11 protein-coding genes, 1 tRNA gene and 1 other RNA gene are annotated in these 12,432 nt (G+C 71.2%); 1 reads left to right on the forward strand and 12 read right to left on the reverse strand.

Annotation, left to right across the window (positions count from 1 at the left end):
* Positions 1-82: 82 nt before the first annotated feature.
* The 3 genes from IH54_RS0102195 to ffs form a co-directional block, all read right to left on the reverse strand.
* A complete protein-coding gene (locus tag IH54_RS0102195; protein WP_078861873.1) occupies positions 83-415 on the reverse strand; it encodes a YbaB/EbfC family nucleoid-associated protein in 333 nt (110 codons plus the stop codon).
* A 257-nt stretch (positions 416-672) separates the two neighbouring features.
* Positions 673-2,910 (reverse strand): DNA polymerase III subunit gamma and tau, encoded by a 2,238-nt coding sequence (locus tag IH54_RS0102200; RefSeq protein WP_031512444.1) that lies wholly within the window; start codon positions 2,908-2,910, stop codon positions 673-675.
* A gap of 42 nt (positions 2,911-2,952) precedes the next feature.
* Positions 2,953-3,049: signal recognition particle sRNA small type (gene ffs, locus IH54_RS42360), an RNA gene on the reverse strand.
* 72 nt (positions 3,050-3,121) lie between these two features.
* Between ffs and IH54_RS0102205 the strand changes: the two genes are divergently transcribed.
* Positions 3,122-3,209, forward strand: a tRNA-Ser gene (locus tag IH54_RS0102205).
* 305 nt (positions 3,210-3,514) lie between these two features.
* Here the strand turns inward: IH54_RS0102205 and IH54_RS0102210 are convergent.
* From IH54_RS0102210 to IH54_RS41320, 9 genes are all read right to left on the reverse strand, one after another.
* Positions 3,515-4,198, reverse strand: coding sequence for a restriction endonuclease (locus IH54_RS0102210; RefSeq protein WP_031512446.1), 684 nt, complete (start codon positions 4,196-4,198; stop codon positions 3,515-3,517).
* Positions 4,199-4,623: 425 nt separating this feature from the next.
* A complete protein-coding gene (locus IH54_RS41315) occupies positions 4,624-5,700 on the reverse strand; it encodes a hypothetical protein (protein ID WP_052396986.1) in 1,077 nt (358 codons plus the stop codon).
* Positions 5,694-6,716 (reverse strand): glycosyltransferase, encoded by a 1,023-nt coding sequence (locus IH54_RS0102220; protein ID WP_031512448.1) that lies wholly within the window; start codon positions 6,714-6,716, stop codon positions 5,694-5,696. The genes IH54_RS41315 and IH54_RS0102220 overlap by 7 nt, the downstream gene beginning before the upstream one ends.
* Positions 6,717-8,012 (reverse strand): serine--tRNA ligase, encoded by a 1,296-nt coding sequence (gene serS / locus IH54_RS0102225; protein WP_031512450.1) that lies wholly within the window; start codon positions 8,010-8,012, stop codon positions 6,717-6,719.
* Positions 8,005-8,712, reverse strand: a complete 708-nt coding sequence (locus IH54_RS0102230; protein WP_031512451.1) for a histidine phosphatase family protein — start codon at positions 8,710-8,712, stop codon at positions 8,005-8,007. The genes serS and IH54_RS0102230 overlap by 8 nt, the downstream gene beginning before the upstream one ends.
* Positions 8,709-9,629, reverse strand: a complete 921-nt coding sequence (locus IH54_RS0102235; RefSeq protein ID WP_234343318.1) for a fructosamine kinase family protein — start codon at positions 9,627-9,629, stop codon at positions 8,709-8,711. Before IH54_RS0102235 ends, IH54_RS0102230 begins: the two co-directional genes overlap by 4 nt.
* Positions 9,626-10,876 carry a methionine adenosyltransferase gene (locus tag IH54_RS0102240; RefSeq protein ID WP_031512454.1) on the reverse strand — a complete coding sequence of 417 codons (1,251 nt, stop codon included), beginning with the start codon at positions 10,874-10,876 and terminating at the stop codon, positions 9,626-9,628. Before IH54_RS0102240 ends, IH54_RS0102235 begins: the two co-directional genes overlap by 4 nt.
* A gap of 51 nt (positions 10,877-10,927) precedes the next feature.
* On the reverse strand, positions 10,928-11,803 hold the full coding sequence (locus IH54_RS0102245) for a phosphotransferase family protein (protein ID WP_159011610.1): 876 nt from the start codon (positions 11,801-11,803) through the stop codon (positions 10,928-10,930).
* Positions 11,800-12,384: an ATP-binding protein gene (locus IH54_RS41320; RefSeq protein WP_052396988.1), complete on the reverse strand. Its 585-nt coding sequence runs from the start codon at positions 12,382-12,384 to the stop codon at positions 11,800-11,802. Before IH54_RS41320 ends, IH54_RS0102245 begins: the two co-directional genes overlap by 4 nt.
* Positions 12,385-12,432: the final 48 nt, after the last annotated feature.

Here is a 12,432-nt window from a genome sequence, read left to right on the forward strand (position 1 = left end):
CCTTTCGGGGAGGAGGGGTGGGACCTTCGGTTGCCGGCCGTCCGATCGTCGGACCGGGCCGGCGGGGCCGACTGTCCGATGGTCAGAAGAGTCCGGGCAGCCCGCCGCCGAGGCCCTGCGCGAGCGGGCCCAGCTTGCGCTGCTGCACTTCCTGTGCTGCCTCCGTCGCGTTGTGCACGGCGGCGACCACGAGGTCGGCCAGCGTCTCGGTGTCCTCCGGGTCGACGGCCTTGGGGTCGATCACCAGCGCGCGCAGCTCGCCCGCGCCGGACACGGTCGCCGTGACCAGCCCGCCGCCCGCCGTGCCCTCGACCTCGGTCCGGGCCAGCTCCTGCTGGGCCGCGGCCAGGTCCTGCTGCATCTTCTGCGCCTGCTGGAGCAGCGCCTGCATGTTCGGCTGACCACCGGGAATCATGGTTTGCTCCTGCCTCGCATCGTCCGCCGGACGCGTTTCGTCCGTCTCTCGATCGTCTCGCACCCTGCCGTCCGTGACACGCCGAGCCTACGTGTTCGCCCCTTGCCGCGCCCTACGCCGTACGGAGGATCGCGCCGTCCTCCGACTCCGCCGGGAGTAGCGGGTGCGCCGGCCCTACGGCGTACCCGGAGCACCATCTGCCCGCTGCCGGCCAGGTCAGTCCGGCTGGAGGGGACGAACCGCGGCCGCGAGGAAGGTCAGTCGTGCCGGATCTCCTCGATGACGGTCGCGCCGAGCTCGCGGATGAACAGATCGTGACCGCTGAGTGCCGAATCGACGAGGTCGGGGTCGTCGTCCTCGGGGATGTCGTCCTCGATCGGGGGCGGCGTCTCGTCGGTCATGAGCCTCGGCCGCTGCCCGCCGGGGGCCTGACCTGGCGGTACGTCCCCGGGCCCGGGCGGGGCGGGGCGGGGCGGGGGCGGTGCGGCCACGGCCGTGCCCTGACCGGGTACGGCGACGGGGCCGAGTGCGGTAGTGCCGCCGGACACGGCCGGGCCGCCGGGGGCGCCGGGCGCGGTGGTCGCCGGTGCGGTACGGGCGGGGGCCTGGGCCGAGCCGTACGCGTCCGGGCCCGCGGGGGCGTAGGAGGGGGATCCGGGGCCGGGCGGGGGTGCGGGCGGGCGGGGGGAGCCGCCGCCGAAGCCGCCGGGGGTGCTGCCGCCTCCGCCGCCGAAGCCGCCCGCGGGACCGGGGCCGGGGCCGGGGCCGCCGCCGGAGGGGTCGACGATGGCCTCGATCCGCCACTGCACGCCCAGGGCGTCGCTGATGGCCTGCTTGAGGACGTCCTCGCTGCCGTTGTTGGCGAAGCTGTTGCGGGCCCCGGCGTTGTCGAAGCCGATCTGCAGCGTCTCGCCGTCGAACCCGGAGACCTGGGCGTTGTTGAAGAGCAGCATCCACGTGAGGCGCCGCCGGCTCTTGACGGCCTCCAGGATCTGCGGCCACATCTGCCGCACCCGCGAGGGATCCCCGACCCCGGCGGAGCCCCCCTGCGGGGCGGCGGGCGCGGGAGCGGCGGCGGGTGTGGCCGCGGGCGCGGCGGCCGTGGGCCAGGCCCCACGCCGGGCGGGGTTGTCGGCGGAGGGTACGGGCGCGGACGCGGCCGGCGGGGCCGGGGGCGCAGCGGCGGTCACGGGCGGCGGGGCCACCGGGGCAGGGGCCGCGGCGGCGGGCGGCGCGACCGGCGCGGGGGCTGCCGGCGCGGGCGGCGCGGCAGCCGGGTAGCCACCCCCGGCACCCCCGCCACCCCCCGCGGCGGCGGCGAACCCGCCGCCGCCACCGGCCCCGCCACGCTCCAGCCGCTCCAGCCGCGCCTGCACGGACCGCTCGTCGTCGTAGGCGGCGGGCAGCAGCACCCGCGCGCAGATGAGCTCCAGCTGCAGCCGCGGCGAGGTCGCCCCCCGCATCTCCGTCAACCCGGTGTTGGCCAGGTCGGCGGCGCGGCTCAGCTCCGCGGCGCCGAAGACCGAGGCCTGCGCCTGCATCCGCTCCAGGACGTCCCGCGGGGCGTCGATGAGCCCCTTCTCCGCGGCGTCCGGCACGGCGGCGAGGATGACCAGGTCCCGCAGCCGCTCCAGCAGGTCGGCGACGAACCGCCGCGGGTCGTGCCCGCCCTCGATCACCCGGTCGACGACCTGGAAGACCTCGGCCCCGTCCCCGGCGGCGAAGCCGTCGACGACGTCGTCCAGCAGCGCCCCGTCGGTGTACCCCAGCAGCGCGGTGGCCATGGCATACGTCACACCGTCCGCCCCGGCCCCGGCGAGCAGCTGGTCCATGACCGACATCGAGTCGCGCACGGACCCGGCCCCGGCCCGTACGACCAGCGGAAAGACCCCGTCCTCAACGGCGATGTCCTCCTGCCGGCAGACCTCCGCGAGGTAGTCCCGCAGCGTCCCGGGCGGCACGAGCCGGAAGGGGTAGTGGTGCGTCCGCGACCGGATCGTCCCGATGACCTTCTCGGGCTCGGTCGTGGCGAAGATGAACTTCAGATGCTCCGGAGGCTCCTCGACGACCTTGAGCAGCGCGTTGAAGCCGGCCGAGGTGACCATGTGGGCTTCGTCGATGATATAGATCTTGTACCGGCTGCCGGCAGGCCCGAAGAACGCCTTCTCCCGCAGGTCACGGGCATCGTCGACACCACCGTGCGAAGCGGCGTCGATCTCGATGACGTCGATCGACCCCGGCCCGTTCCTGGCCAGGTCCCGGCACGACCGGCACTCCCCGCAGGGCGTGGGCGTCGGCCCCTGCTCGCAGTTCAGACACCGCGCGAGGATCCGCGCACTGGTCGTCTTCCCGCACCCCCGCGGCCCGCTGAACAGGTACGCATGATTGACCCGGTTGTTCCGCAGAGCCTGCTGCAACGGGTCAGTGACATGCTCCTGCCCGATGACCTCGGCGTAGGTCTCGGGACGATAGCGGCGATACAGAGCGAGCGACACACCACGAGCCTATCCGCGCCCACCGACAACCGTTCCCACCCACACAAAGACCCCCCACGCACCCGCCAGAGCCCACCTACCCTTGCTGCCTTCCGGCCCTGGGGGATTTCAGCGAGATAGCGCCACGTGAGGGGCTACGCCCACCCTACCCGATCCCCCCACCCTCGAACGAGTTCGCCCCCACCCCCCTCCGTCTTGTACTGTTCCCCACGGAGGATTCGCCTAGAGGCCTAGGGCGCACGCTTGGAAAGCGTGTTGGGTTCACCCCCTCACGAGTTCGAATCTCGTATCCTCCGCCAGTGCCTCACCGGGCACGACGTCGAAGGGCCCCACCGCTCGCGGTGGGGCCCTTCAACGTGCTTGGTCTCAGTTGGTGTCCTGGGCGAACCCAGCAAGGCTCCGCCGATCTGACCCCGCCGCCGTCCGGAGTGCATGAACCGAGCCCGCATCCGCGCCGTACCGCGCGGCTCACACTGCCGCAGCCGCGCCCGGAACGACCAGCGTCGCCACCGACAGGCGCCGAACGGAACAGAGGCGCCAAAGGCTTAGGAATCCCTGGCCCGCGCTCCACGAGGGGGCCGGTAGAGGCCGGCCCCCGCTGCTGTCACGACAGTGACGATGATCTGCGCGGCGGCGGCAGTTCGCGCAGGACCTCCCATATGGGCCGCGATCCGGACGCCCATGCGCCGAGCAGACGCCGGTCGACGAGATGGAGCTTCTGGGACCTCGCCAGCGGCGGGCAGTTGGCGGTGAAGCGGCCGTTGGTCACCAGGACGACCACGTCGGCGCCGTGCAACTGCCGGGCGGTGCCGTTGAGAACGTGCAGGTCCGGCGTGCCGACGGCGGAACCGTGGTCGCCGTTGCGGCGGTGCTTGCACTGGATGACCCAGCGTCGGCCGAAGGGGTCGGTCGCCTTGACGTCAGCGCCGTTGTCGCCTGCTCCACCGACCTGGACCGCGTCGCGGCAGCCGTCCCTGCGCATCAAGTCGCGAACGGCGTGCTCGAACTGCCTGTGGTGCAGGGCATCGAGCTGGGACAGCGCGTACCGCAGGTTCTGGGCGCGTACGGCCTGCCACTGCGCCTGCCGGGCGCGCTGGTGCCACCACGCTCCCGCGGCACCACCGGCTGCGAGCAGAAGGAGCACGAGGATCCACACGTGAGCCAGTAGCCAGCTGACCACTGTCACGATGATCACGATCGCGACGCCGACGGCCAACAGGACTGGAATGAGCGCGTCGCTGTTCTTCCTCCGCGCGGGCCGGCGCCTCACCGGAGCCTTGCGGGTCATCGCCCACTCCTCGAGGAGGGGAAACGGATCGGGTACGAGACGGTGGAGTGGGGGCGCGGCTGCGTTCGTGGCGCGTCCGAAAATTTGATCGGGTAGGACACCGTCGGGCGTGGTGCCGTGTGGTGCGGGTGTCCCTTCGCGGGTGGGAACGTGATCGGATAATGCACCGTGCGGGCCGGTGCGGGCCCCGTGTGTTCCGGATCCGCGGAGGCCTGGCCGTGGTTGCCCGCAGCCACAAATAAGAGCACGCCGAACATCAGCACTGCGGTCCCCGACCCCGCCGCGGAACGCCAGTGCCCCCGCACTGTCGTCCCGTCGGCCTTGACGTACCTGTCTATCCAGGGCATGCGCCCCCCTCAACTCGTGGCCTGCCCCCGTGCGCACTTCATGCTCGCACCCACCACTGACAATCAGTGTTGAGAAGATCACGAGAAGTGATCATCCGTTCGACATGGGGCAGCGGTGCGTACGACACCGGCTCGGCCTGGACGTTGCGCCTGCTGGCCCACTCGTCTCGACGGCGAGTGCGGGCGTGCAAGCAGGTCTTCCATCTGCGCTGAGACGTGGTGCCAGCCGACAGCGGTCGTGCAGACGCATTGCCAGTGCTGATGAAAGTGGCGGACGGCCCGGCTCAGCCCCAGGGCGGCTACTCCCGGGGGAACGCGTTGGAGAACCTGGCGGGTGACACCCCCCGCGCCGCGTGCGGAGGGGGTGAGGCCGTGGGCGAGGAGGAGCGTTGCCGTACGAACGGCATCAAGCACCTCGTGGGGCGCGGCGTCGGCTAAGCAGCCGTAGATCAGCTCGGGCCATGAGACTCGGCGGCGGGCCCAGTTGAGGCGTTCCAGGGAGGTGCCCAGGTCGAGGGCGAGGCGGCCCGGCTGGGCTTCGTTCCAGAGCAGGACGATGTCGCCGAGAGGGAGACCGGCGTGGTCGAAGCGGAGGGTGATGCCTTTCACCTGGCGCCGCTGCCAGATGACAAGGCGGCCCCGAAAGGTGATGTGGCGAGCGTGGAGGCCGAGGCGGGACAGAACGGTGAGGAGCTGGTCGAAGGCAGTGGTGTACGCACTCAGATCGGGGATCAGGGCGATGCGGGACGCGTTGACGAACGACGTCAGGAAGCCGTCCTGGAGGGTGCCGCCCGGACCGCGTTTGGCGGTGAGCCGGACGACCGGTTGGGGGATGAAGCCCTGGCGGTACGGGACCGTGCCGCCGTCCTTGAGTACGGGGTCGAGAGCCTGAACCGCGGAGATGGTCAGCTCGGTCTCGCGGCCCCAGCGCAGGGGGAGGGAGGCGGCTCGGGGGACGCCTTGGTCGGCGAAGGCGGACTCCAGGAGCGCGAGCAGGTCCGGCCAGGGCAGAGCGCGGCGAGGCGGGCGGTAGGGCGTGGCGTGGTCCCGATGGCGGACGAGTAACTGGGCGCCTTCGACGGTGAAGTTCCAGCGAGGTCCGAGTGCTTTGCGGAGGAGGCCGGGTATCTCGGCGGGATCTGGCGTGGTCAGCACGAACGACTGGCCAGGGCTTCGAAGTGCCACTGCGGGTCGAAGCGCTGCTGACCGAGAGCCTGCACGGCTGCCGCGTCGAGGTCTTCGGTCCGGGCGATGGCTTCGGCGAGTGCGTGTGCCGCCGTCTCGTCGTCGACTTCGGGCGGAACAACCGTGGTCACGCCGGTGTCCGGGCAGAGCGCGGCTTCCGCGCAGGTGCCCTCGCGCCAGCTCAGGGCGGCCACCGGTGTCCCCGCGCGCAGGGCTTCGCCGAAGACGGCCGCGCCTGCTTCGACGTAGTCGCGAGCGTAGGTGTAGACGAAGGTGCCGGCCTGGTGGAGGGCTGCGATCTTGGCATGGCCGCCGAGTTCGCCCACCCATTCGACGTGGTCGGCGGCGAGCTGCTGCTTGTGGCGCTCGACGTACCTGCGGTCGAAAACCGGGCCGACCAGGTGTATGCGGCGGCCGAGGATTTCGGCAGCGCGGACGGCGAGGTGCGGTGCCTTCTCCGCGTCGATGCGGCCGAGCCACACCAGGTCGCTGCCCTTGGCCGCGGGCGGCTCGGCTTCGTCCAGGCCCAGATGGACGGCCAGCTCCAGGCGGGGCTGGTGTGTGGCGTACCGCTCGGCCATCTCGGGCGAATAGCAGTACAGGCGGGTTCGTTCGCCGTCGAAGGCGTCCGGGGCGTGGCGGAAGTCGGGATTGTGCTGGAAAGTGGCGACGTCGCAACCGAGCAGATCCGATATCCGGCGCCAGGCGGGAAGCGTCGGGTATTCGTGGCCGACGACCAGCAGGTCGTAGCCGGTAGCAGCCAGGTCAGCGGCGGCGGCCGACCCCGGCTCGGTGTCCTCCAGCCTCACGGGCCTCCTGGTCCAGTCGGGGCCCAGGTCGTCGCGCCACGCCGGCCCGAGGAGGTGGACGTCGGCGCCTGCGGCTTTCGCCCCGATGGCGACTGCCCACAGCCAGCGTTCGATCCCGCCGTATCCGGTCGGGGGGAACGCGTAGCTGCCCGGGAAGTCGCAGACGCCGACTAACACCTATGCCTCCGAGGGTTTTCCGTCCGCCGTGATCCGGCGGAAGCCCAGGTACGGGACGAGGGATGGCGGGAGCAGGACGGAGCCGTCCTGCTGCTGGTGCTGCTCCAGGACCGCGGCCAGGGTGCGGCCGACGGGCAGGCCGGAGCCGTTGACGGTGGCGGCCGGGGTGGGCTTGCCGTGCTCGTCACGGGTGCGGATGCCGGCGCGGCGGCCTTGGAAGGTGCCGAAGTCGGAGATCGAGGAGATCTCGCGGTAGGTGCTCTGGCTGGGCAGCCACACCTCGATGTCGTAGGTGAGCTGGGCGGAGAATCCGGTGTCGCCGGCGGCGAGGGTGACCACGCGGTAGGCGAGGTCGAGTTCCTTCAGGCAGGCCTCGGCGTGGCCGACCATCTTCTCCATCTCGGCGCGCGAGTCGCCGGGCGCGCAGATGCGGACCATCTCGACCTTGGAGAACTGGTGCTGGCGGATGAGCCCCCGGGTGTCGCGGCCGTACGAACCGGCCTCCGAGCGGAAGCAGGGAGTCTGCGCCGTCAGGGCAAGGGGAAGTTGGGTCGGTGGTACGACCTCGTCGGCGTAGAGGTTGGTGAGCGGGACTTCGGCGGTGGGGATGAGGAAGAGTTCGCGGTCGGCGACGCCGGTGGCGAACAGGTCCTCCTCGAACTTGGGGAGCTGGCCGGTACCAGTCATGGTCTTGCGCGTGACCAGGAACGGGACGGAGTGCTCGGTGTAGCCGTGGCGGCGGGTGTGGAGGTCGAGGAACAGGCTGACGAGGGCCCGCTCCAGGGCGGCGCCGACGCCGCGCAGGACGCTGAAACGGGGGCCGGAGAGCTTGGTCGCGCGGCCGAAGTCGAGGATGCCCATCGCTTCGCCGAGGTCGACGTGGTCTTTGGGCTCGAAGGCGAAGGCCTGGGGGTTCCCGACCCGGCGCTGCTCGACGGCGAAGTCCTCGGAGTCCCCGTCCGGGGCCTCGTCAGCGGGCAGGTTCGGGATGGTGAGCAGCAGCGCGGTCAGCTCGTGCTGCGCCTGCTCCTGCTCGGCTTCTGTCTCACGGATCCGCTCCTTGAGCTTGCGCGCCTGCTCCTTGAGGGCGGACGTGTCGCCCCCGGACCTTGCGGTCTTCTGAACCTCGGCCGCGACGGACTTGGACTCCGACCGCAGTTCGTCGACGACACGAATGCTCTGGGTACGGCGGGACTGGAGGGACTCCAGAGAGGAGAGGTCCAGGGCGTAGCCGCGACGGGCGAGGCGGCGTACAGCCTCGTCTCCCATGTCGATCAGAGCGCGTGCATCATGCATGAGGGGATCTCTCCTCGGGCGGGGTCCGTAGAGGATCGAAGGTAGCAAGGACGGGCATCCCTCCTTGACGAGATTCGGGCCAGTCACACTCGGTCGGCTGTGCGTGAGACCCGCTGGTGTCGATGCTGTCGATCAGCCGACTGGTGAGGGCTTGCAGCCGGGTGTCGGCGACGACGACCGGCTCCAGGCAGGGAGCCTCCGGGAAGAAGAGCGGGAGCGGTTCGCCGGGCGGCTCGGACAGCGCCCAGTCGACCAGGGAGAGCAGGAGACCGTGCGCGACGACGGCCCGCGGGCCGGGAAGCCGCAGGGCATTGCGGACGCCAGTGAGCATGCGGACGAAGGCCTCACGTTGGGATTCCGCGGCTCCGGGCGGGCGGGTGAAGGGGCCGTGCAGACCCAGCCAGGCCGCGTAGTCGAGGAACGGGCCCCCTTCGAAGGCGCCGTAGTCGATCTCGTTGAGGCGGGCGTCGACGTGCAGCTCCGGCTGCATCGGACCCGCGAGGAGGACCGCGGTCTGCTGCGTCCGGGCGAAGGCACTGGTGATCCACGTCCGGGGATGACGGACGGCACCCGAGTCCCGCAGGCGATGGCAGGCTGCGACGCCCTCGGCGCTGATCGGCAGCCTCACGCTCGGATCTCCGTTCACGAGGTAGCGGGCGCTGTACGACGTGCTCGCGTGCCGGATGAGGATCGTCGTCACGGAGTCGGCCCCCCGTCGGTGGAGCGGTACAAGGTGGTGAGGACGTCGGCCATGCGCTCCTGGCGGGGATCTCCTGTGTCCTCGTAGTAGAGGAGCCCGTCGAGTCCGATGAGCAGGCACCAGGGCAGGATCCGGGCCCGCGGGACGCCCGAGCGGCGGGCAGCCTCGCGGAGCCGTTCTTCCGTGGCGTGCCCGAGGCGGTAGTAGAGGGTCCAGAAGGCCCAGTCGAAGAGGGCGTCGCCCTGCATGGGCAGCGGGTCGAGCAGAACGGGACGGCCCTGGCGGGTGAAGGCGACGTTTTCCCGGTAGAGGTCGCTGTGCAGCACCGTTCGACGGAAGGGGGCTTCCGCGAGGCCGTCCAGGTAAGGCGTGATCTGGGCGATGCGAGAGCCGTGGAGGCTGGTGAGCGCGCGTTCCCGCATACGGGGCCAGAGTTCGTTGGCGAGGTGATCGGCGAGTGAGGGGAACGTGCCCGGAACGACATCCCGACCGACGCCGTGCGCCTGCTGGAGCGCTTCGGCTACCAGCGCGGTTTCGCCGGGCGGGGGCTCGTGGCCGCCTGGGCGCCCGGCGATCATGCGCAGGAGCGCGGCGGACAGCTCGTCCGCGGTGTCGAGGACGACGCGGTCAGGACCGGGATGCCACAGACGCAGGGCGGCGGTCTCACGGACGTAGCGGTCGGGGTCGAACCAGGTCTTCACCAGGACGGGCCGGTCCTGGCGGTCGACGGCTGTGGCGAGAACGCTGGCGTGACCGGCGTCGTGATAGCCGGTGAGCCGCAGATTCCACCGGTGCCCGGCGTCCGTGAGCAGTCGAGGGACGCGGTCGAGCCACGCCTCCGCTGCCCCACCGTAATGAGCGATGAGGCGACCGCGGCAGGTCAAGGGTGGCGGCGGCAGGACGGGAGGCGTCCTCAACTGAGCAGCACCCCTTCCCGTACCAGCTCCTGCGTGAGCGTCGGGAAACCGGCAAGCGTCTCCAGGACGAGAGCCTGGACGGTGTCCACGTGGGCGTCCGGGCGGGAGAGGCGCACGAGGACACGCCAGGGCTGGTCCAGCGGCTCGCCGGTGGCGCTGACCATGTGGACCTCGGCGTGGCCGCCCGTCTCCTCGTGGAGGCGGTGCGCCAGGCGGGCGGCGGCCAGGTTGTAGAGCTTGCCGACGTGGTAGACGGGGTTCTTGCCGCTGGCGCCCTCCATGTTCATCGGCCGCAGCGGGGTGATCAGGCCGTTGACCCGGTTGCCGCGGCCCACCACGCCTTCGTCACCGGACTCGATCGAGCTGCCGGAGTAGGTCAGGTACAGCTCGTCCTTCTCCGGAACGTCGCGGACGTTCAACCGGAAGTCGATCGAGGTGCCGGGCAGGTGCTCGGCCGCGATCCGACGGCACTCGGCGAGCACCGTCTCCTTGTTGGCGAGGTACGCGGCCCGGCCGGGAACGAACCGGCTCTTCTGGGGAACGCACAGGACGACATCGGCCTGCTCGCCGTCGTAGTAGCCCATGACCTTGACGTCGCTGCCGCACCACGGGTGCGCGCGGGTGAACGGCGTGACGTCGGAGAAGCCGTCGGCCAATTCCCGCACCAGCACCTCGAACGGCGTGTGGGGTGCCCAGCCGGTGCCGATCGAGGTGTCGTTGGCGATGAGCGCCTGCCTCTCGCGGAGGTCCTCGACGGACCGGGGTGCGAACCAGCGGGTGCGCTCGGGAGCGCCGGTGTCGGTGATGACCGCGCCGGGGCTGGAATTGGCGGTGATGTGGAAGTGGAGGTCGAGGTGGTCCGCGAGTTCCGGCAGGCGCTCCGCGAAGAACTCCCGGATCGTCTGCTCGGCCAGCTCGTGCACCGGGATCTCCGTACCCCCACAGGCGCGGGCGGCCCTCCCGTTGACCAGGACGCGGACGGGCGCTTTCATCCCGCCGGCGCCGTACTCGACCCGGCTGGCGCCGCCCAGGAGGGCGAGCTTGTCGAAGTTGTGGTGGAGGACGGCGCCGAAGGCCTCCTGCGTGTGACGGCTGTACGCCTGGGAGAGCCGTTCGGCGAGGTGGTCGGCCAGGGTGTCCGGGTGCCCGAACCCCTTGCGTTCCACGATGGTGGTCCCGTCCGGGGCCGGGCCACCCGTCTCGATGACGATCCGGCTGCTTCCGGACGTGCACATGGTGCGGTTCACGTGGTGCTCCTTGGCGTTGGGAACGGATGGAGCCAGGGGGAACTGCTTGCGCTATCGGGGGACCCCCGCCGTGCGCGCGACGGTGATCAGCCGGGCGAGACGGCGAAGAACGTCCGGGGTGTCGCAGGCGCCGATGAGACCGGTCAGGTCGGCCGTGGTGACGAGAGCGAGGTCGTCCGGCCGACGCCGGTCCAGCCAGCGCACGAAGCGCCAGGCCGCGACCGGGCCTGTGACCGGCAGCCGGCCGACGGAGTCGAGGGGCCACGCCGGTGTGCCGACGTAGACCAGGTCACGGACCAGGTGAAAGGCGGCGTCCGCGGCATCGCACGCGGCCGGGCCGCGAGCGGCTGCCTCCCAGTCGACGACGTGCACGGTGTGTCCGTCGTCGAGGAAGTGCTCGGGCTTGATGTCGCCGTGCAAATACACGGGCGGCTCGTCGTCCAGACCGGCGAGGCTGCCGGACAACCGGTCCCACCACGCCTGCCCGGCGCACCGCGCGGAGAGCTGGTCCAGAAGCGCGTCACTGTTGCTCTGTCCGCTTCCCTCGGGCGAAAGCCAGCCTGGGCCTGCGCAGGCAGGCGCGGGCCGTTGCTGAAGGACCACCGTGAGCGCGAGCGTGCGCTGGACGAATGCGCGGAGCGTGTCGGTCCCCTGTGGCGCGGTGATGGCGACTGCGTCAAGCAGCAACCAGCTGTAGTCCTCTTCGGAGCCGCTTTCACGCACAGCCGGTGCGGGCACGCCCCAGCCGCGGGCCAGGGCCAATGCCTGTGCCTCACGGTCGCGCCGCTCCGCAGGCGCAATCCGCCGGTAGACCTTGAGCACAGCCTCACCGCCGCACGCGCCCCACATCGTGGACAGCGGCTTGTCGTGCATCGGCACCAACGGCCCGAAGCGCCCGCGCAGCGCCTCGCCGACAGCCCCCGTCACGCCGACCACCCCGCCCCATCGAGGGCTTCCACTGCTGTGGATGCCCGGAGGGCCTGCCCTCGTGTACGGGCCTTGCGCCGGCGCCGGGTGTCGGAGGCCCACAGGGCGGTGCTCCGTGCCTGCGTGATGCACGCCTGGGCCGTCCGCGCCAGCGCGCTCAGCCGTGTTGTGCCCGTGAGCACGGCTTCGGCGGCCACTATGAAGAAGACGGTCTTGCCCAGTTCCTTCGGCACCCAGCCCCAGGCGTGCGAGAAGCACTCCACCATGGCGAGGCCCCGGCCGCTCGTGTCGTCCGGCGATGCGGTGGACGACACGGGTGGCCGCAGGGAGCGATCAGTGACCTCGACCTGGAGGAACTGGCCGGTCCAGTGCGTGCGCACCCAGCACTCGTCGCCGGCGTGGGTCAGGGCGTTGGTGATGATCTCGCTCGCGCACAGTTCCACGTCGGCCAGCGCGGAGTCGGACAGGGGAACGTTCCAGTGACGCGCAGCGAGGACGATTCTCCGCCGAGCATCGCCGACGGCGTCGGCGCCGGCCTGGACGTGGAATTCGTCCGGCGCCGGTAGCTGCTGGTGCTTCATCCGGAGCTTCTCCTCAGCCTGCGGGGTGAGCAGTGGCGGCCGATGCCT

Origin of the sequence: Streptomyces sp. NRRL F-5123 (assembly GCF_000721495.1) — a bacterium.
In the GTDB taxonomy this organism is placed as follows: domain Bacteria; phylum Actinomycetota; class Actinomycetes; order Streptomycetales; family Streptomycetaceae; genus Actinacidiphila.

What these genes read in the sequence shown, in the direction of transcription:
- IH54_RS0102195 (WP_078861873.1), bottom strand. Translation starts at nt 415, where the DNA reads ATGATTCCCGGTGGTCAGCCGAACATGCAGGCGCTGCTCCAGCAGGCG.
- IH54_RS0102210 (WP_031512446.1), bottom strand. Translation starts at nt 4,198, where the DNA reads ATGACCCGCAAGGCTCCGGTGAGGCGCCGGCCCGCGCGGAGGAAGAAC.
- serS (WP_031512450.1), bottom strand. Translation starts at nt 8,012, where the DNA reads ATGCATGATGCACGCGCTCTGATCGACATGGGAGACGAGGCTGTACGC.
- IH54_RS41320 (WP_052396988.1), bottom strand. Translation starts at nt 12,384, where the DNA reads ATGAAGCACCAGCAGCTACCGGCGCCGGACGAATTCCACGTCCAGGCC.